The organism is Paenibacillus sp. DP01 (assembly GCF_044784315.1).
In the GTDB taxonomy this organism is placed as follows: Bacteria; Bacillota; Bacilli; order Paenibacillales; family Paenibacillaceae; genus Paenibacillus; species Paenibacillus polymyxa.
The window spans coordinates 3,281,170-3,301,478 of record NZ_CP173059.1; the positions used below are offsets into that span (position 1 = coordinate 3,281,170).

Here is a 20,309-nt window from a genome sequence, read left to right on the forward strand (position 1 = left end):
ATGACTCCGTCTTCTCCTCTGGTCAAAGTTATGCGGACCGAACGGGATGCACTAGGAGACATGAAAATTCCTATGGATGCCTTGTACGGTATTCATACCGCACGTGCGATGAACAATTTTGCAGTCAGCGGCAGGCCCGTGAACAGAAATCTGATTCACGCTCTTGTGTTGGTAAAAAAAACCGCCGCTCAAGTGAATGGTGACCAGACCCGGTTGTCTGCCCACCGGGTCTCTGCCATTGTAAATGCCTGCGATGAATTACTCGCAGGACGGCATCTAGATATGTTTACCGTGGATGCCATGCAAGGCGGCGCAGGCACCAGTACCCATATGAACGTAAATGAGGTCATTGCTAATTTGGCCATTGTACAGCTAGGGGGGCAGCCAGGACAATATGAGCTTGTACATCCGCTGGATGATGTGAACTGCTGCCAATCTACGAATGATGTATATCCGACGGCGCTACGAATTGCAGCGATACGCCTGCTGCGCCCTTTGTGTGACACGATGTCTTCGTTACAAAATGCTTTACAGCAAAAAGAAATAGAATATGCCGACCTGCTCAAGCTAGGCCGCACACAGCTAATGGATGCCCTGCCTATGATGGCCGGGCAAGGCTTTGGCGCCTACGCAAAAGCTATAGGGCGTGACCGTTGGCGCCTCTATAAAGCCGAAGAGCGGCTACGAGAAATCCCTATTGGAGGCACGGCGATTGGCACAGGTATGAATGCGCCTCGGGCTTACAGCTACCGAATGGTCGAAAAGCTGGCGGACGAGACTGGATTAGGGCTATGCCGTAGTGACCACCCCATGGACCCGATTCAAAATATGGATGTCTTCGTCGAGGTGTCAGGTCTACTTAAATCCGCCGCGGTAAATCTGCTCAAAATATCTAGCGATTTTCGTCTGCTAGCCTCTGGTCCTTTCGGTGGTATCGGTGAATACCTGCTGCCCCCAGTCCAAGCTGGTTCCTCTATTATGCCAGGCAAGGTCAATCCGGTGATGGCAGAAATGGCCGGATTGACAGCGATGCGCGTGATGGCCAATGATGCGGCTATCACGATGGCTGCTGCCTCTGGACAGCTGGAGCTGAACGCGTTCCTGCCGTTGATTGCCGAATCGCTGCTCGAATCGCTGCATATTCTCACCAATGCCGTTCAACTGTTCGAGGAACGGTGTGTGCGCGGTCTGATCGTACAGGAGGAACGCTGCTCTGCTAATCTGCACAGCTCAGCTGTGATGGCCTCAGCGCTGGTCGCTGAGCTTGGCTATGATGAAGCTGCTTCCATTGCATCAGCAGCCATTGCACAGGGTCGCACACCAGAGGATATTGCAGAGGATCGCGGTCAGCTGACCCGTGCGCGGATTGACCAATTGTGCCATCCCTATACCGTAACCAAGCCCGGAATTCCGGGGCAGGAAGAAGGAACTCACCATGGGAATGAATGATACCCCAAGAAGTAACCGACCACATATCGTTCTGCTTGGTCGCCGAAATGCAGGCAAATCCAGCATTCTGAACGCCTTGACCGGCCAGCCCGCCGCTGTGGTATCACCTATAGGAGGAACGACTACGGACCCCGTTTTCAAGCCGATGGAGCTACTTCCTGCGGGTCCCATTGTTCTGGTGGATACCGCCGGACTGGACGATGAGGGTGAGATCGGGGAGTTGCGCCGCAACAAAACGCTAGAAATACTTAATAGTACAGACTTGGCTCTGCTGGTCATCGACGCCACTGTTGGAGTCGGACCATTCGAGTACGAGCTGCTCGAGAAGCTACGCACCAAAAAGATTCCTGTCATTGGTGTACTAAATAAAATAGATACCCTTGCTGAATCAGATCCAATGGCTGCAACGCTGGAGACCGAATTGAATCTCGCACTGATTCCTTTCAGTGCATCTGTGCTCCGAGGGGACGCAGAACTGAAAAAGGCCATCACAAATACACTCCCCCAAAACGAAGATCGCTTTCGTATCGTAGGTGACCTGTTGTCACCCGGCGATCTGGTCGTGCTGGTGGTTCCCATTGATAAAGCTGCGCCAAAGGGCCGATTGATTCTGCCGCAGCAGCAAACGATCCGTGATACGCTAGAGAGCGATGCCATCGCTGTCGTGACCAAAGAGCATGAGCTACGTTTGACGCTGGAGCGACTGGGACGCAAGCCCAGCCTGGTCATTACCGATTCACAGGTCTTTATGAAAGTCGCGGCCGACACGCCCAAGGATATACCACTTACCTCTTTCTCCATTCTGTTTGCCCGTCACAAAGGCGATCTGGACGAACTGGTGCGAGGTGCAAGAGCCATTGAACGTCTCAAGGACGGAGACCGTGTACTCATTGCCGAAGCCTGTACTCATCAATGCCAATCTGACGATATTGGTCGAGTGAAAATTCCACGTTGGCTCCGTCAAACGATAGGTAAACGCCTCATTATTGAGAATGCATCCGGCTCCAGCTTTCCTGATGATTTGAGTGAATATGCATTGGTTATTCATTGCGGTGCCTGTATGCTCAATCGGCGTACAATGCTTCACCGAATGTCTGAAACGAAAGCGGCCGGCGTGCCGATTGTGAACTATGGTGTGTTTATCGCTTATGTCCAGGGGGTCTTCCCCCGGGCTATTGAATGCTTTCCATCTGCTATACTGGCCTGGGAGCAAGCCGCTGAAGCAGGAAGTTATTCTTAAAATCTCGTCATTAATATTCTCTTCTCTAGACATACAAAAGCAGCCGCGCTGATTCCAACGCGACTGCTTTTTATTTTCAAAGGCTATGATTATCAATTGCTAAAAATACAAATCGCGCTCGCCTGCTTCCAATCGTTCAAGTCTGTCAAGCGTCAAACGGCGCGTTGATTCACGTGGTATACGCTCCAGATTTTCACGTAGAGCAGCAGCTCCCAATTCACGTGCTTCCTCATCCCCATAATCCAGTAGATATTCTTGGAAGGTCAGCAGCGAATTCGGCTGGCACACATTGTGAATTTGTCCGGATTTGGCAAGTTCCATGAAGCGATCTCCGGTTCGTCCCTCACGGTAGCAAGCTGTACAGTAGCTTGGCATATATCCGCCACGGCACAAACTTTTAATAATTTCCGATGGAGAGCGATGGTCTCCCACCTCAAATTGAGGCTTATCTTCCGTCTCCTGTTTTGCATAGGCGCCTACGCCTGTAGCTGATCCAGCACTAATCTGTGACACGCCTAAACCAATGACACGGTCTCTATATTCCGGCTCCTCGCGCGTAGACAGGATCATCCCAGCATAAGGGACAGCCAGTCGAAGAACGGATACAATTTTCATAAAATCATCATCGTTGACCAGGTACGGATACCGCTCCAGGTCTACATTTTCAGCCGGACGCAATCGTGGAACCGAGACCGTGTGAGGCCCGCAGCCAAAGGTTTCTTCCAAGTGTTCGGCATGTTTCAGCATGGCTACAGTTTCATAGCGGAAATCATACAAGCCATACAACACACCGATCCCCACATCATCTATTCCCGCACGCATGGCCCGATCCATTGCGGTGGTGTGCCAATCATAATCCCGTTTGGGTCCCTGCAGATGAAATTTGCGATAGCTCTCCCGATGATACGTTTCCTGAAATAAAATATACGTACCAATACCTACCTCTGCCAGCTTCCGATAGTCCTCCTCGGTTGTGGATGCAATATTCACATTAATCCGCCGAATGCTGCCGTTATCTACCTTGACCTCATAGATCTGGCGCAGACAATCGACAATATAGTCTATGGGACAATGGACTGGGTCTTCCCCCGCTTCTAATACAAGTCGCTTGTGTCCCAGTTCTTGAAGCACTCTAACCTCCTCCACCAATTCCTCCGGGGTCAGGCGGCTACGCGTAAAGCTATCATTGGTATGCTTATACCCACAATATTCGCAGTTATTAACGCAGTGGTTGCTTACATATAAAGGAGCGAACAGCACAATCCGGTTGCCATAAATCTGCTCTTTGACGGCCCGCGAAGATTTGAACATCTCTTCCAATAATTCAGGATCATCTACATGCAAAAGAGCCGCCGCTTCACTTGCATTCAGCCCGCGGCAGGCTCTACCCTTTTCTAAAATTTCCAAAATGCGTTGTCGATTTGTTGCCTCTTGTTTCCCCTGCTCCACTGCGGCCATTATCTCTGCTTCATTAATAAAATCTGCCGACACTTTCTCCCGTACTCCACTCACGTATACCCATCTCCTTATTTATGGTTACTGCAATGTTTCCGTCACGTTCTCACACGGTCCCCTGTCTCATAAGCTGTCGTTGCACTCTCAAACTATCGCCGCGCCCCATATCAACTTCAAATCCCGCTCCACGGATTCGCAGCTCCAAGCAATGTCTACATTGGGCAGACTCATCGCCCAAACATATTTTATTCTCATAAATCGCATACTTAGGCCTCACCGCCAGTGGCGACAAATTAGGCATCACCACATTCGCTCCCGCCTGAAGCGCCTTCTCCCTTCCCTGGGGATGAATCGTTCCCATGGCCGTGGATGCCGGAATAAGCGCATCTGGAACGACCAACCGGGATAATGAAATGATATCAAGTGCCTTTTCCATGCTCCCTTGGCTGGCCTCACGAAGCGGCGTATTGCTATGTGGTAAAAAGGGGCCAATCCCGATCATATCTGGCGACAGGCTATGCAGATAGACCAAATCGTCTGCTAATTCACTATTCGTTTGTCCCGGCAATCCCACCATACATCCAGCCCCGATCTGAAAGCCGATCCGTTGCAAAGCCAGCAGCCGGCTACGCCTGCTTTCGATCGTCATCGTCGGATGCAGCTTGGCGTACAAATTGGGTGAAGCTGTCTCATGCCGGAGCAAAAAACGGTCCGCGCCCGCCTCGTATAGTTGCTCATAAGTTTCGTCATCCCGTTCACCGATGGACAATGTAACCGCCACATCTGCAAAACGGCTTTTAATTTCCCGAATTAGTTTCGTCAGCCGGGCAGCCGTAAACCAGTAATCTTCCCCACTTTGCAAAACAAAGGTCCGATAACCCAGTTCATACCCCTCCGCGCAGCAGGCCAGAATTTCTTCCGGCTGCAAACGGTAACGGTCTGCCTGTTTATTCGAAGCACGCAGCCCACAGTACATGCAATCCTGACGACATATACTTGAGAATTCAATTAATCCTCGTAAAAAAACACCTTTGCCATAACGCTCCAATTTGGTGCGAGCTGCCAGTTGGCGCAGTTGTGCTCGTAGCGTCGGCTCACTATCCAGACGTGTCAGCAGCTCCGTCATTTCCGTATGCGTCCATTCCTTGCCATCAGCCAGACGCAGTAATAATTCGTCCGTGACTCATCCCTTCTTCCCTCGTCCATCCGGACTTTACATCATCAGTGGCTTATATCGTACATGTATTATTCTAGCAACATCAGAGAGAATATAACGTGACTAGTTTCACAAAAAATCCCATTTTCTGAAAACCAATTTCATTCTCACCTTAAAAACTACATATTCATCTCTACACACAAAAAAAGCTGTTCCTCCGTTATGGAAGAAACAGCTTCTCTCGATAGGTCTATTTATCACTGAATCAAATCAATCGCCTGCTGGGGTACAAAATAATCAACGCCGTTAAATACGACTACACCGTTGAGCGTAGAATTTTTACCATTCAGTGTAGCAATATTTTTGTATACTGGAAGCTCCAGCTTGTTACTGCCTTTGGTCACCGTAATGACTTTCGTGTCCGCAGTAAACTTGGCTCCTTTAGCTTCAAAAGCGGCTTTTGCAGGAACAAACAGTTGCTTGCTGACTGTATCCAAATCCAGTCCAAGTACACGTGTCATATACTTATTTACATCTGTATTGTCGATGACACCGGATGGACGGTCTCCGTTCGGCGTATACGTGTACAACACGACATCGCCTCCTGTGTGTCCACCTGTGGTCCAGCCAATATTGGCGCGTTTGCTAATAATTGGTCCGACGGCATAGTTCATGCTGCCTTCTTTGGCATCTTTAATTGTTTTTACTTCTTCGTCTGACAAATCGGTGATGCCAAAATACGTGGAAAGCACCTCTTTAATATTGCTGCGATCTGCATTCAGCTTGGCTTCCAAGCCTTCACCCGTCAGCTTTGCTTTTTTCAATGGGTCTATAAAAGAAGCTAAAGGCGTTTTGTCATAATTGCTAGTTGTATCACTGCTACCAATCGTCAATCCACCGTTTCCGTGGTCTGTCACTGCTACGACGACAGTATTTTGGTTTTGCTTGGCGTAATCGAGAGCTACTTTCACTGCTTCGTCAAATGAAAGCACATCACTAATAATTCCCGTTGGATCATTAGCATGTGCAGCCCAATCCACTTTACTGCCTTCTACCATTAAGAAAAAGCCTTTATCATTTTTGGATAACACATCAATGGCTTTCGTTGTCATTTCTGCCAGACTAGGTTCCTTCGATGCATCGCGATCCAGGTCATATGCAAGGGCTTCGGGAGAAAAGCTGCCCCAGAGCTTGCTGGAGGTCGAATTTTTCAGTCCTTCAGGTGTTGTGACAAAATCATAGCCCTGGTCTTTAATTTGAGCAATTAAATCTTGGCCGTCCTTACGCCCTGCTGGCTCCAAAAACTTGCCGCCTCCACCTAACACAACGTCAACTCCGTTGTAGGCTTGTTGCATGCTGAGTGCATCATAATTTTTGCGGTCAGGATAATGTGCGGTAAAATCAGCTGGTGTCGCATGCATAATCTCCGAAGTAGCAATAATTCCGGTTGATTTCCCTGCTAGCTTGGAAGCCTCCAGAATGGAAGCTACAGGCTTTTTGGCGTCACCTGCTGCAATCGGTTGCTGTCCGGGCATCGTTGCTTCATCTGGAAGAACGCCTACATACCCAGTATGTGATTTATGTCCTGTGGCAAAAGCTGTACCCGCCGGAGCAGAATCGGCAATCGGTGCATCCGCAGAATGTGTACGCACCATCCCGCTTGCCATGCTGTCTAACGTTAAGGATGATCCTTTGTACCATCTAGCCAATGCAGTAGCGTCATTAGCCATGCCGTCTGGAATCAGAATAATTACATTTTTAATTGTCGTGTCCTTCTCGACTGCCATCGCTGTCCCGCCGCTTACGGTTAGCATCATCGTCGCTAGGAGTGCAGCTACCGATTTTTTCGTATGTATCCCCCAACATTTTAGCATTCATTTTCCTCCCAGACCTTTTTTTGTACAACCAGAACTAAGATTAATTATGTTTTATCAGGAGAATGTTAAGGGAATTAATTATCTATATTAAAAGACTCTATTTGTGAAAAAACGCTTCATCTTATATAAAACTTGTGACACATGAGATCCGTTAGGATTGGGCATTTAATTTTATTATTGTATAATCAGTCTATGATGTAATAGGAAAAGCTTATAAGATAAGGAGCATAAAATTCGATGGAATTCAGACAGCTTCAGTACACCCTGCAAATTGCAGCGGAAAAAAACTTCTCACGCGCAGCAGAAAAACTGCACATTGCTCAGCCTTCGTTGAGCCAGCAATTGTCCAAACTGGAAAAAGAGCTTGGGGTACTGTTATTTCAACGCAACACCAGCACGGTGGAATTAACACATGCCGGAGCAAGCTTTGTGGAAAAGGCAAAAAAAATAGTCGACGCGGTGGAACAGCTCCGGCAGGAAATGGACGATATCTCTCAGTTGAGAAAAGGGAAGGTCGTCGTTGGCAGTATGCCTATCACGGGCTCCCATTTGCTGCCACATGTGCTGCCTGTATTCAAAAGGGCTCATCCAGACATTGAAATCGTGTTAGTCGAAGATTCATCCATGAATTTGGAGAAAAAAACGGCAAGTGGCGATACCGATCTCAGCCTGCTCTCTCTTCCCCTAGTAGAACCTACACTTTCTTATGTACCCATCGGTGAAGAGTGGATTGATCTCGCTGTTCCTCCAGGTCATCTCCTAGCCCTGCGTAAAAACGGTAATCAGCCGCAGCCAGTGCACATGGAAGAACTTAAAGACGAGCCTTTTGTCGTCCTGAAAAAAGGGCAAGGCTTCCGCAAGCTGACGATGGATCTGTGTCATCAGGCAGGCTTTGAACCTAATGTGGTGTTTGAAAGCACCAATATGGAGACACTCCAATCGCTCGTAGCGACAGGTATGGGAGTGACGCTCGTTCCCCGTTTTATCGCCCGCGCCGCCAGCAGCGAGTTTGTTCCAGCATTGCTGCCACTAGCCGAACCTACCCCCAGCCGTACCCTGGCGATTGCTTACCGGAACGGACGTTATTTGTCTAAAGCTGCCGAAGCTTTTATTGATACCTTCCGAGAAACGGTCAAGCAACTTTCTCAAAAGTAGCATCGAACGTGAAAAGGACCGTCTTCCTCCCCAGCCCAAGCCAGAGAGGAAGACGGTCCTGGGGCTTCGCCCCTATACTTTCAATACGGCATTTAGATCACGGGTTCGATTACACTGTTGCGAGTGCTTCCCTCTGTCTTCAACGAACCACATTTCATGTTCATTTGAAATCCATGTCAGCCTCGCCTGATTACTCTACACTTGCTCGGAAACTCCACTTTATCCATCCCGCATCACTTCTTTCCTTAAGGTCTCTAGTCTTGGTATCCAAGAATGTCCTACCTCAGTTCCAATGTGCTGTGTGATCCCAAAGTGCCTGTCCTCGCCTTGTTGTGATCAGGGTCTCCCTACATGGGGTGGACTTTTATCCTGATCATAGCCCATTTCAAAGTTGTTTCCGACAACCTGTCTATTTAAGCCTCTCGGCCGTGACAGGCCATCCCTATTCGCCAGTTCGGATCTACTTTGGTTATCCATCGTTATCAACCTCCTGGTGTCGGGATACTATTATAATACACCTATGGGCTGTATCTGAAACAGATTCAACAATTTTTTTATCGGGATGAACCAAATGCTTGCTGCACGTCGGATTCACTCACTTGTGTTTTAATAACCAGTTTCGAAGGATCTTGAGGCGAATATATCACCTCTATAATACTTCCCTGCTGCAGTTTGGATAGTTGGGAAGAAAAAACTTCCTTCTGCGTGGTTACATTAAATGTCTCGCCGTTGCTTTTCGTTATTGTCAGTGTAAACTGAAGCTTGATTTTATTGGGCCCCGCTTCACCCATGGGTGTGACATCCATTATCTTTGCATAGGCCTGTTCACCGGTTTTGGCAATTTCCATCAGCTCAGGCGATACGCCCTGCTTGACCATCTGCTCATTCATTAACGCTTGCAAATCCATTTGCGACACCTGACCTTTCAGGTCAAGACCTACCTTCATTTTGTCTTTTTCAGATACGATCAACGGAATAATCGAGCCTGGCTGAAATTGAGCCATGGAGGTCAAAGGAATAATCGTCGTCAAAGCAGTATCATATTTGTCTTCACCCTGTTTGGTTACGGTCAACCCGAGCTTTACCTGTGGCTGATTGTTTACATAAGTCCCTGTTTGTTGAACACTTGTAATGATTCCAACCCCCGGAACACCCTTCTTGACTTTACCGCCACCAAAAAACAAACCTAAAATACCCGGTAGAAATATAAGCGCAAAGCCTGTATAAATTAACGGCCGATACCACGGGGCGTCCATAATTAAAAATGGATCATCCCATAAATATTCAGCCAGAAAAGGCGAAAATCCTACCCCAAACACCAGAAGTACCCCGATCAAACTCAAAAATCCTTTCATTCTCCAAAACCCCTTTTTCAATCATTTATTAAAAAAATGTGCTCGCAAGAATGGTGAAACGCCCGCCAATCATTTACGCTGTCACCAGCCCCATATAAATCAGCTCTGATGGATTTGCCGGATTGCTACCCAGACCCACCACATCTCCAGGTCGCGGAATTTGCAGCTTAGATACGAGCGTTTCCAGCGTTTTTTGGTAGCGATTGCCGCTAACTTCCGTCACATCTAGTACAAGCACCACAATCGGATCAAAATTCACGAGCTTCCCGGTATCTGTTACCGAAATCACAACCGCAGTTGCTGCCATCGCCAAGCCTCCGTTAGCCGCCGTTTGAGCTTGTCTTGCCGAGTTTAAGCTCTGGTTGATCTGTTCCCGATGCTCTTTGGGGACCAGACCTTTCATAAATAATCCGGACAAGCCCTTATTCATCAGTTGATCTGCATGTTCTATCGCATCCTGCTGTTTTTTCTTCTTACCGAAAAAGTTCATCATGTGGTTGCACCTCATATTTTGTATTGTTGTACCTTATGAATTCAGTATAGAAGACGGTATCCAACACCACAATACGTTTTGACGCATACAAAAAAACCGAAAAAACAGCAGCTTTAAACTGTTTTTTGTCGGTTTAGTTTTGAGCTTTGGGGCGGTTTGCACAAAATTTTGCGCACTTCAGAGCATTCTTTTGCACGATCATCTGAATGTTTTGTGAAAAACGAGTGCATTCAGCCTATTTTTTACGCAAAAGATAGACCAGTTTACGATAATACGCTGATGATTCTTTATAGCGACGACTGTCCTCCGATACTACAGCCAGCGTTTCATATAGTTGCTCAAGCCGCGCTGGATGCTGGAGAGTTTCAAAATAAGGCAAACATTGCAGAGCATGCGTCCAAAAAGCATCCTGTTTTCCCTGGGCAAGCGCAAGCTGGCTTTCATAAAAATCAAGCCCCATTTGCTGATCCGTTGTCAGATTAGTTTTACGTAGCTGATCCAGATGCTGTGAGAGCAGTCCCCAGTTTTTTCGGGCAAATGCAATCTCACAACGGTATATCAGCGTAACGGGCAGCATCATTTGTTGCATTTCCTCTCTCTCCCGACTCACCAATGCTTCAAAACGCACTACTTCCTCCAAGGCCTTATCCAGCTCGCCAATCGACGTCAACATAATAATCCGATTGTTCAGGATCGTCGTAAGCATATCTGCCGCATTTTCCAAATAGACCAAATTCGCCTCCGCCATAGACAACGTTAACAGTGCTTCCTGTACAGAACCCATAGCAAAGCAATATCCGCTATAAGTCACGTACAGGCCCGTCAGACGGTGAAAGAGCCGATCATCATATACCCTGCGCATTGTTTGCTCAAACACCTGTTTGGCCTGATCAAATTGCTTGACCTGAATGCAGGCCTCCATCATAATGTTTTGCGCATTCAGCCAGTTTTCGGTTCCCTCATCCACCAGGCGGATGAGCTGCGTAACGTTATTTAGTACATCATAATAATGATTTTTAGAGCGGAAATATTGAATTTTATAAAATAAAATTGCTTTTTTTAGTGGTGCGGGCAACTCCACCTCATCCGAGCGACCAAACCTCTCCAAATAAAAATTCAAATAGGTTTGATGCAAATATTCATAAGCTGTTGGGTCATTTAGCTGCTGGAAATAAACAGCCTTCATCAAATAAGTCGTCATTTCCACCACGAGCGAATCGTTGCGATCCTCCAACTGATCCACATAGCTTTCCGTAGCGGGATTAGCCAGCTTGGACAGCTCTGTGAAAATCGTATCCGCTGTAGCCAACGTCTCCTCATCCTCTGCCGATGCGCGTAATAGGTAGGAAGATTGTACGCCTAGACGTTCAGCAATTTGCTCAGCTAAATCCTCAGCGAGCGGGTAACGGTCAGCCAATATATTCGCAAAATGTGCAGGTGTAACTAATCCGTCTACTAACTCTTTACGGGATAGGTTTTTCTTTTTACACAAAAATTCAATGCGTTCCTTAAGCATGGATTATCCTTTCTATACTGACTATCGGCCATACAGCTGGGGACGTCGATCTTCAAACACTGGAATACGCCCACGCACGTCCTGAACCAAGGCAGACTCAATTGAGCCTGTGAGAATCTCCTCCTGCTCTCCGCCCTCGGCAATCATTTCTCCCCATGGATCAATGATGAGCGAATGCCCGAAGAAATCGGTATCTCCACTACGACCTACCCGGTTACAAGCAATGACATACATCTGATTTTCAATAGCCCGTGCGGTCAGCAGGGTACGCCAGTGGTGAAGCCGGGGATGAGGCCATTCTGCAGGTACGATCAGCAAATTTGCGCCAGACAGGGCCAGACTGCGAGCCAGCTCAGGAAAACGGATATCGTAACAAATTGACGCCCCAGCCTGTATTCCGCCATCCAGTGCGAATACAACTTTCTCCTCGCCAGGCTGTAAATATTTCTCTTCATCCATAAGTCGGAACAGATGAATTTTAGAATACGACGCCACCTCTTTGCCTGTACGGTCAAAAACGAGCATCGTATTGTATACATGACCGTCGCTTTTTTTCTCTGCGATCGACCCTGCTACTACATTCACTTGATAAGTGGCGGCAAATGCCGCTATCCATGCCCGAGTCTCCGTGCCTTCTTCGTCCGCCAGCTCATGAATGCGATCCAAGGCATAACCTGTATTCCACATTTCCGGTAGAACAATCAGATCTGGCTTATGTTCGACCTTTACCGCTTGTTCCATTAAAGAACGGATATGATTGTGGTTTTCGGGAGGATTTCCTATCTCTATATGAGCTTGTATAAGTGCCACACCGAATGGCTGAGCTTCCTGATACGTCAAAGTTCTTCATCCTCTCTATGAGCCGGAACTTCCCGTGTCCCATTGTCCGGTATTTTCTCCCATCATAGCCCGATTAGTCTGGATTACGCAACCATACAAGCTCAATTCCCCCTATACAACTCGGTAAAATCGTGATAGATTGTTTCTTAAACTATTCCAAAAGGTCGTGTACATTGATGACTCATTTTTCTATTCCCTCGGCTGACGTCATGAAACAGTTACCCACTCAATTTTTTGCCACACTTGTACAAAATGTAAACCGTGAAATTGCAGCAGGGCATGATGTCATTAATCTCGGACAGGGAAACCCGGATACTCCTACTCCATCTCATATTGTAAAAGCTTTACAGGAATCAGCGGATAACCCGCTGTATCATAAATATTCTCCTTTCCGCGGCTACAGCTTTCTCAAAGAAGCCATCGTCCAGCGCTATCAGGAGGATTACGGTGTAACGCTTGACCCGGAAAGCGAGGTCGCCATCCTGTTTGGCGGAAAAACAGGCTTGGTTCAGCTACCGCAAGTTTTGCTCAATCCCGGCGATGTGTGTCTCGTCCCTGATCCCGGCTACCCGGATTACTGGTCTGGCGTAGCCTTGGCTAAAGCGGAAATGTCATTTCTCCCCTTAAAGGAAGAGAACCGTTTTCTGCCTGATTATGAAGCCATTGCCGAAGAAGATCGCCGCCGCGCCAAATTAATGTTCCTTAATTATCCGAATAATCCCACTGCGGCAACTGCCCCACTCTCCTTTTACGAGGATACGGTTGAATTTGCGCTACGTAACGGTATTGTGGTTGCCAGTGATTTTGCCTATGGCGCTATTGGATTCGATGGCAAGCGGCCTGTAAGCTTCCTACAGGCCGAGGGGGCTAAGGATGTGGGGATTGAGTTCTATACCTTGTCCAAAACATACAACATGGCCGGCTGGCGTGTTGGTTTCGCGCTCGGTAATGCCAAGATCATCTCGCTGATTAATTTGCTACAGGACCATATTTATGTAAGCCTGTTTGGAGGTATTCAGGCAGCAGCGGCGACAGCTCTGACGTCCTCACAGGAATGCGTAACCGAGCTGGTTGCTCGCTATGAATCACGCCGCAACGCTTTTTATGATGCCCTTGGTCAAATAGGCTGGAAGGGGACGCGTCCAAGCGGCTCCTTCTTCAGCTGGTTGCCTGTGCCGCAGGGCTATACTTCGGCTTCTTTTGCTGATCTGCTACTGCGTGAAGTCAAGGTAGCTGTCGCTCCAGGGATTGGGTTCGGTAGCGGCGGCGAAGGATATGTGCGAGCAGGGCTTCTGAGCTCAGAAGCTCGACTGGCCGAGGCGGCTGATCGAATTGGCAAGCTAAACCTGTTTGGTTAAGCCGTATTTTCCAGCTACAACTTCTTTGCCAAACCTAGTCTTTTCGTGGTATTCTGTATCCAATATCATTTAGCGCGTTGAAGGGACTATTAAGAGAGGCTCGGTCCTGTTCAGAGAGTAAATTCCGATAGGCTGCAAGAATTTACCTGGACTCTCTCCCAACTCCTATCCCCGAGCGCCCTGCGCAATCAGGCGGTCCCTGCCGTTAACAGGTTTTAAGTGGGATGATCATGAATCATCAATGAAGGTGGTACCGCGGAAGCACAAACTTTCGTCCTTTGCATACAAAGGATGGAAGTTTTTTTGCATTAAAAAGAGTAAAATTAAGGAAGTGGACGTCTTGTCAACACGTATCGTCATTAAAATCGGTAGTAGCTCCCTGACTGGAGTGGAAGGTGGCCTGAATCGGGAAGCCATCGCTTATTTTGCTAGGGAAATCAGCTTGCTTCGTGCAAAAGGCCATGAAGTGCTGCTGGTTACATCAGGTGCTGTAGCTGCCGGATTTCGGGAGATTGGGTATCCCTTTCGGCCCAAACTGCTGCATGAAAAGCAAGCAGCAGCTGCCGTCGGCCAAGCTCTTCTCATGCAAGCCTATGAGCAGGCTTTTAAAAATTTTGACCTCGTAATCGCGCAGGTTCTGCTGACCCGTAGTGACTTTCTGAGCCGCAAACGGATGAACAATGCCGGAATGACTGTAGAAGAACTGCTGCGCCAGCAGGTTATCCCGATTTTTAACGAAAATGACACCGTATCGATTGACGAATTGAAATTCGGCGATAATGATATGCTGTCTGCACTAGTTGCCAATCTGGTCAAAGCCCAGCATTTGATTATCATTACGGATACCGATGGCGTATATACGGCTGACCCGCGCAAACATCCAAACGCTGTACGTTTTGAACGTATCGAGGAAATTACAGAGGAGATTTATGCATTAGCCGGAGGTTCTGGATCAGCAGTAGGAACTGGCGGCATGCGATCCAAAATCGAGGCTGCCAAAGTGGCTACACGCGGCGGTGTGCCTGTATATGTGGGACGGGTAAGCGAAAATGGTGATCTGGACGCAGCCGTCGAAGGACACGGACCGGGCACTTATTTTGATACTCACCTCTCCTCACTGCCGATGAAAAAACAATGGCTTGGCTTTATGTCCACCCCTCTGGGCTCGGTGCATGTAGACCAAGGGGCCGAAGAAGCGTTAGTACACGGAGGACATAGTCTGCTTCCGGTTGGCGTACGACGTGTCGAAGGCAGCTTTCATGCTGGAGATGTCGTTGAGGTACTGGGACCGGAAAATAAGGTATTAGGACGCGGCATCGTCAATTATGATGATGAACAGCTTAAAATGGTACAAGGTTTACCTAGCGGTGAGGTTGTGGGCAAAATTGGTCCCATCCATCGGCTTGAGGTGATCCACAGGGATGAATGGATTACATTATGTATGTAGGGAGGCCATAATATGAGTGATTTAACGACAAACACAGCGATAACAGAGGATAACCAGTTCAGCGAAGTACGAACCAAAGCAAGTCTCGCGAAAAAAAGTGCCGGGGTTATGAACCGACTGACTACAGCACAAAAAAACGAAGCATTGCTTGCTATGGCTGAAGCTCTAGTAAACCATGCAGAAGAGCTGATTGCAGCGAATCATATGGACTTAAAACGTGGTCGGGAGTTGGGAACGTCGGAATCGCTGCTCGACCGCCTCAAGCTGACCGAGGAACGAATTGGAGCTATTGCTGAAGGATTGCGGCAAATTGCGGCACTACCTGATCCGGTCGGCGACACACTTGAGCAAATTGAACGTCCGAACGGTCTGCGGATTGAGAAAATACGTGTACCGCTGGGTGTCATCGGCATCATATATGAAGCGCGTCCAAATGTGACCGTGGATGCTGCGGGTCTGTGCTTGAAAACAGGCAATCCGGTTGTGTTGCGTGGTGGTTCGGCTGCCCTTTCCTCCAACCGCAAGATTATTGAAGTGCTCCAGCAGGCGCTAGACGTAACAGCCGTGCCACGCGAGGCGCTTCAACTCATTGAAGATTCAGACCGTGCCTCCGTCAACGAAATGCTCACCTTGAACGGCTTGCTGGATGTGATTATTCCACGCGGCGGGCGTTCACTCATTCAAAATGTTGTTCAGAATGCTACCGTGCCTGTCATCGAAACCGGGGCTGGCGTATGCCATACGTTCTTGGACGCTACAGCGAATGTAGAAATGGCCGAAGCGATTACACTCAATGCGAAGGTACAAAGACCGTCCGTGTGCAACTCGATGGAAACACTGCTCGTACACTCGGATTATGCTCAAGCACATTTAACAGGATTGGCTGAACGTTTTCGTGATGCTGGGGTTGAGCTGCGCGGATGTGCACGGACACGAGAACTAGCTCCTTGGGCTGTCTCTGCCACGGAAGAGGATTATGGCACCGAGTACAATGATTACATTTTGAATGTAAAAGTCGTAAACAATTTGGACGAAGTGCTGGAGCATATTGCACGGTATGGCACGATGCATTCAGAGTGTATTGTTACTGAGAATAAAGCTCATGCTGAGCGTTTTCTGCAAGAAGTGGACGCGGCAGCCGTGTACCACAATGCATCCACCCGCTTCACGGATGGCTTCGAGTTTGGATTTGGTGCCGAGATCGGAATCAGCACACAAAAATTACATGCCCGCGGCCCTATGGGATTGCCTGCCTTGACTTCAACCAAATACCGCGTGTACGGTACTGGACAAATCAGGGAATAATATCATAAATCAATCCGTATCTTTGGAGGTATGAATCCATGTGTGAATCACAAACAAAGGTGTTAATTAACGAGCAAATTACGTTTTTCGGTGCAGGTTCAATGGCTGAGGCTATTATTCGTGGGATGACGAATCGTTCTGTCGTTAAACGTGGCGGTATTACCGTCATCAACCGCAGTAATCAGGCTCGTCTTGAAGAACTCCAACAGCAATACGGAGTATTGTTCCAAACTGAGGATGCAGCCAAAACGGAACTGCTGCGTCATTCTCCAGTGATCGTGCTTGCCATGAAGCCTAAAGATGCTGCCGGGGCACTTGGACAGCTCGGTCCCCTTCTGTCAGATGAACAGCTGATCATTTCGGTCATCGCCGGGTTGTCTATTCGTACCATGCAAACGTTGCTTGGTCGCAAACAGCCAATCGCACGGACGATGCCCAACACATCCAGTTCGATTGGACTGGGAGCCACAGGCATCAGTTTTTCCAAGGAGATCAGCGAAACTCAACGTAAAAACGTGCTTACGATGTTCGAATCCGTAGGTACAGTAACGGTTATAGAGGAAGAGAAAATGGATGTACTGACCGGCATTTCCGGAAGCGGCCCTGCCTATGTCTACTACTTAATGGAGGCCATGATTGCCGGGGGAATCCGCGGTGGCTTGACTCCTGAACAAGCGCATGAACTAACAGTGCAAACTGCGCTTGGCGCAGCACGCATGGTCCAGCAAACCGGAGAGGAGCCTTCTGCCCTTCGTCATAAAATCATGTCTCCTAATGGCTCCACGGTAGCTGCATTGGAAACACTGGACAAAGGTGACTTCTACGAAACGGTGATTTCGGCGGTGCAGCGCTGCGCTGAACGATCCCGCGAGATGGGAGCTGTACTTAAGGAGGGAATTGAGTGAGCTATTGCCTGGCGACCTACCGAATATACGATGACAAAGCTGATTTTAAGCAAAAGGCCCAATCTATTGCCATCGGCATGACGGTGGGCAGCTGGACTGAGCTCCCGCAAGCCAAGCGGGATGCGATGCAGAAGCATCTCGGCTCTGTTCAATCTGTGGATATTCACGATGGAGGTCCCGGTGAGCGGTACGCCGACTTAACGATCGCTTACCCGGATGTCAATTTCAGCCGTGATATTCCCGCATTGTTAGTTACGGTCTTCGGCAAAATTTCGATGGACGGCCGAATTAAGCTGACGAAGCTGGGTTTCTCGGAAGCATTCCTCTCTGCTTTTTCAGGTCCGAAATTCGGTATCAGCGGCTTGCGTGAGCAGCTTGGCGTGTATGATCGGCCTCTGCTCATGAGCATTTTCAAATCCGTAATTGGGCTCAATTTGGACGAACTGCGTGAACAGTTTACCCGTCAGGCTCTCGGCGGCGTTGATCTGATTAAGGACGATGAGATCTTGTTTGAAAATGCGCTGACGCCGATTGAAAAACGTGTCGAAGCCTGTATCCGAGCTGCCGAAGCGGCTGAACGTGAAACTGGTAAAAAGCTGCTGTATGCCGCTAATTTAACCGGTCCAACCTCGCAGCTCAAGACGCAAGCCCTCAAGGCTATCGGCGCAGGTGCGAACGCATTACTATTTAACGTGCTGGCCTATGGTTATGATGTGCTGCATGAGCTTAGCAGCGATCCCGCGGTTTCGGTACCGATTGCAGCCCATCCTTCATTAGCAGGTGCTGCATACCCATCACCTCATTATGGTATATCGGCGTCCGTCCTGCTTGGTCAGCTTATGCGGCTAGCTGGTGCTGATCTCGTTCTCTTCCCTTCCCCCTATGGCTCAGTGACAATGCCGCGTAAGGAAAACATGGCGATTCGCGACGAGCTGATCACCCCTGCTCTACCGCTGAAGACCAGCATGCCTGTCCCTTCCGCAGGGATACACCCCGGTCTGGTGCCACTCATTGTACGCGACTTTGGTACTGATGTGGTGGTTAACGCCGGGGGCGGTATTCACGGACATCCACTGGGTACGGAAGCTGGTGGGCGCGCTTTTGTGCAGGCGATTGAGGCGGTGCAGCAGAATGTCCCGCTGGCCCAATACGCCCGCACTCATCCTGAGTTGCAATCTGCGCTCGACACGTGGGGAGGCGAACGATGAGCACAGCCAAGAAGCCTGTCATTTTTTGTGATTTTGACGGGACCATTACGAACAGTGATAATATTGTCGCTATTATGAAGCATTTTAAGCCTGTGGGCTATGAGCCCATCATGCATCAAATCGTGAACGGGCATATGTCCATTCGTGAAGGCGTAGGTGCGATGTTCGCCTTGATGCCTTCGAAGCTTAAGGAAGACGTTATCTCATATGTACTTGGACAAGCGGGTATACGTCAGGGCTTTGCACGCTTTTTGGACTTTGTACGAGAGCAGCAGATTGAATTTTTCGTTACTAGCGGCGGCATTGATTTTTTTATTGATCCATTGCTAGAACCGTTCGGCATCCCGCAGGATCACATTTTTTGCAACGGAGCGGATTTTTCCGGGGATCACATCCAGATCACGTGGCCGCATCGGTGTGAGGAACCGTGTAAGAATGACTGTGGCATGTGCAAAACGACCGTCATTCGTCAATACCCTCCCGAGCAATACGAACGGATTTTGATTGGCGACAGCCTGACAGATTTTGAAGGAGCCAAAATTGCCGACCTTGTGTACGCCCGCTCACATCTGACATTAAAGTGTCAAGAGCTTGGCGTACCGCATGTACCCTTTGAGACATTTGACGATATTATCGAGGACTTAAAGCAAAAACAGGAGCAGGGGGTACTGTAATGAGTTTTAACTTGGCAGACATTTCGTTTGAGGAAAAACGCCGTTCACTGGAAGAACTCGCTGATGTCAAGGAGCTATTCGCCTCTCGCAACTGGTTCCCAGGTACAAGCGGTAATCTGTCGATCCGAATCGGTAATTTTCACCCAGAACAATTTTATTTTGCAGTCACCGCTAGCGGCAAGGATAAGACCAAACGCACTCCTGAGGATTTTCTGTTCGTAGACCAATACGGGAAAGCAGCAGAAGCCACAAACCTCAAGCCAAGTGCAGAGACGCTCATCCATTGCGAAATTTACCGCCTGACAGGCTGTGGAGCAGTTTTTCATGTGCATACCGTGTTTAACAACCTGATTTCCGAATATTACGGTGAGCAGGGCTTTGTACCTGTGCAAGGCATCGAGCTCATTAAGGCTTTTAACATTTGGGAGGAAAATGCCGCCATTCAGATTCCCGTACTGCCAAATTATGCTGACATCGCCTCAATTGCCAAGCTGGTACCAGACGTGCTGAATGATCAGGTTCCAGGCATTTTATTGCGTAATCATGGCATTTATGCATGGGGTCGTGATGTGTTTGAAGCTAAAAAGCATCTGGAGGCGTTTGAATTTCTGTTTGAAACGACCTATCGCTCCTTGCTACTGAAAACTTCAAAATGAATAAATTATAAATATTAAAGATGCGTATCATTGAATGGTAAAAGTGGTCATTGAATGAATATTGAGAACGGTACCTAGCGAAAGCACGGAACGTTCTCTTTTTTATTTTAAAAAAAGCAACCTATTCTACTGGCTACCTAAAAACTAACCTGTTTTTCTCAAATGGACTTTTTTAATCCCATGAAGGTATCACTGCAAATTAAAAGGCAACTGGGGTGAT

At 48.3% G+C, this 20,309-nt stretch carries 18 protein-coding genes; 10 read left to right on the forward strand and 8 right to left on the reverse strand.

The genetic code is table 11. From position 1 onward, the window contains the following. Both ACH59B_RS14365 and hydF read left to right on the forward strand, forming a co-directional pair. A complete protein-coding gene (locus ACH59B_RS14365) occupies window positions 1–1,449 on the forward strand; it encodes an aspartate ammonia-lyase (protein ID WP_330707621.1) in 1,449 nt (482 codons plus the stop codon). Continuing rightward, window positions 1,436–2,689, forward strand: coding sequence for a [FeFe] hydrogenase H-cluster maturation GTPase HydF (gene hydF / locus ACH59B_RS14370; protein ID WP_330707620.1), 1,254 nt, complete (start codon window positions 1,436–1,438; stop codon window positions 2,687–2,689). The genes ACH59B_RS14365 and hydF overlap by 14 nt, the downstream gene beginning before the upstream one ends. A 99-nt stretch (window positions 2,690–2,788) precedes the next feature. Here the strand turns inward: hydF and hydG are convergent, their stop codons facing one another. From hydG to ACH59B_RS14385, 3 genes are all read right to left on the reverse strand, one after another. After that, window positions 2,789–4,201, reverse strand: coding sequence for a [FeFe] hydrogenase H-cluster radical SAM maturase HydG (gene hydG, locus ACH59B_RS14375; protein ID WP_031461643.1), 1,413 nt, complete (start codon window positions 4,199–4,201; stop codon window positions 2,789–2,791). 49 nt (window positions 4,202–4,250) lie between these two features. Next, on the reverse strand, window positions 4,251–5,303 hold the full coding sequence (gene hydE, locus ACH59B_RS14380) for a [FeFe] hydrogenase H-cluster radical SAM maturase HydE (RefSeq protein ID WP_404303971.1): 1,053 nt from the start codon (window positions 5,301–5,303) through the stop codon (window positions 4,251–4,253). A gap of 254 nt (window positions 5,304–5,557) precedes the next feature. Beyond that, window positions 5,558–7,174, reverse strand: a complete 1,617-nt coding sequence (locus ACH59B_RS14385) for an alkaline phosphatase (RefSeq protein WP_404301896.1) — start codon at window positions 7,172–7,174, stop codon at window positions 5,558–5,560. Between the two features lie 240 nt (window positions 7,175–7,414). Here ACH59B_RS14385 and ACH59B_RS14390 point away from each other — a divergent pair, with 240 nt between their 5' ends. Next, complete coding sequence (locus ACH59B_RS14390) at window positions 7,415–8,332, forward strand: LysR family transcriptional regulator (RefSeq protein WP_016822152.1); 918 nt, start codon at window positions 7,415–7,417, stop codon at window positions 8,330–8,332. A 336-nt stretch (window positions 8,333–8,668) separates the two neighbouring features. Here ACH59B_RS14390 and ACH59B_RS14395 read toward each other — a convergent pair whose 3' ends face one another. From ACH59B_RS14395 to ACH59B_RS14415, 5 genes are all read right to left on the reverse strand, one after another. Beyond that, on the reverse strand, window positions 8,669–8,809 hold the full coding sequence (locus ACH59B_RS14395; protein ID WP_016822153.1) for a hypothetical protein: 141 nt from the start codon (window positions 8,807–8,809) through the stop codon (window positions 8,669–8,671). Window positions 8,810–8,886: 77 nt separating this feature from the next. Further along, the gene (locus tag ACH59B_RS14400) at window positions 8,887–9,687 is read right to left on the reverse strand and encodes a DUF3592 domain-containing protein (protein WP_404301899.1); all 801 of its coding nucleotides are present in this window, start codon (window positions 9,685–9,687) and stop codon (window positions 8,887–8,889) included. Window positions 9,688–9,760: 73 nt separating this feature from the next. Further along, window positions 9,761–10,180, reverse strand: coding sequence for a hypothetical protein (locus tag ACH59B_RS14405; RefSeq protein ID WP_016822155.1), 420 nt, complete (start codon window positions 10,178–10,180; stop codon window positions 9,761–9,763). A 235-nt stretch (window positions 10,181–10,415) separates the two neighbouring features. Then, a complete protein-coding gene (locus ACH59B_RS14410; RefSeq protein ID WP_016822156.1) occupies window positions 10,416–11,696 on the reverse strand; it encodes a helix-turn-helix transcriptional regulator in 1,281 nt (426 codons plus the stop codon). 21 nt (window positions 11,697–11,717) lie between these two features. Further along, complete coding sequence (locus ACH59B_RS14415) at window positions 11,718–12,536, reverse strand: carbon-nitrogen family hydrolase (protein ID WP_404301902.1); 819 nt, start codon at window positions 12,534–12,536, stop codon at window positions 11,718–11,720. A gap of 176 nt (window positions 12,537–12,712) precedes the next feature. On the opposite strand from ACH59B_RS14415, the gene ACH59B_RS14420 reads away from it, so the two are divergent. The 7 genes from ACH59B_RS14420 (at window position 12,713) to ACH59B_RS14450 (ending at window position 20,089) form a co-directional block, all read left to right on the forward strand. Continuing rightward, window positions 12,713–13,894, forward strand: coding sequence for a pyridoxal phosphate-dependent aminotransferase (locus ACH59B_RS14420; RefSeq protein WP_404301904.1), 1,182 nt, complete (start codon window positions 12,713–12,715; stop codon window positions 13,892–13,894). 241 nt (window positions 13,895–14,135) lie between these two features. Further along, on the forward strand, window positions 14,136–15,341 hold the full coding sequence (gene proB, locus ACH59B_RS14425) for a glutamate 5-kinase (protein ID WP_016822160.1): 1,206 nt from the start codon (window positions 14,136–14,138) through the stop codon (window positions 15,339–15,341). Window positions 15,342–15,353: 12 nt separating this feature from the next. Further along, window positions 15,354–16,646, forward strand: coding sequence for a glutamate-5-semialdehyde dehydrogenase (locus ACH59B_RS14430; RefSeq protein ID WP_126666199.1), 1,293 nt, complete (start codon window positions 15,354–15,356; stop codon window positions 16,644–16,646). A 38-nt stretch (window positions 16,647–16,684) separates the two neighbouring features. Then, the gene (proC, locus tag ACH59B_RS14435; protein WP_404301907.1) at window positions 16,685–17,551 is read left to right on the forward strand and encodes a pyrroline-5-carboxylate reductase; all 867 of its coding nucleotides are present in this window, start codon (window positions 16,685–16,687) and stop codon (window positions 17,549–17,551) included. Further along, entirely contained in the window at window positions 17,548–18,759 is a 1,212-nt protein-coding gene (locus ACH59B_RS14440; RefSeq protein WP_404301909.1) for a 2,3-diketo-5-methylthiopentyl-1-phosphate enolase, read from the forward strand. Before proC ends, ACH59B_RS14440 begins: the two co-directional genes overlap by 4 nt. Continuing rightward, window positions 18,756–19,433, forward strand: a complete 678-nt coding sequence (locus ACH59B_RS14445; protein WP_404301911.1) for a 2-hydroxy-3-keto-5-methylthiopentenyl-1-phosphate phosphatase — start codon at window positions 18,756–18,758, stop codon at window positions 19,431–19,433. The genes ACH59B_RS14440 and ACH59B_RS14445 overlap by 4 nt, the downstream gene beginning before the upstream one ends. After that, window positions 19,433–20,089 (forward strand): methylthioribulose 1-phosphate dehydratase, encoded by a 657-nt coding sequence (locus tag ACH59B_RS14450; protein ID WP_016822165.1) that lies wholly within the window; start codon window positions 19,433–19,435, stop codon window positions 20,087–20,089. The genes ACH59B_RS14445 and ACH59B_RS14450 overlap by 1 nt, the downstream gene beginning before the upstream one ends. Window positions 20,090–20,309: the final 220 nt, after the last annotated feature.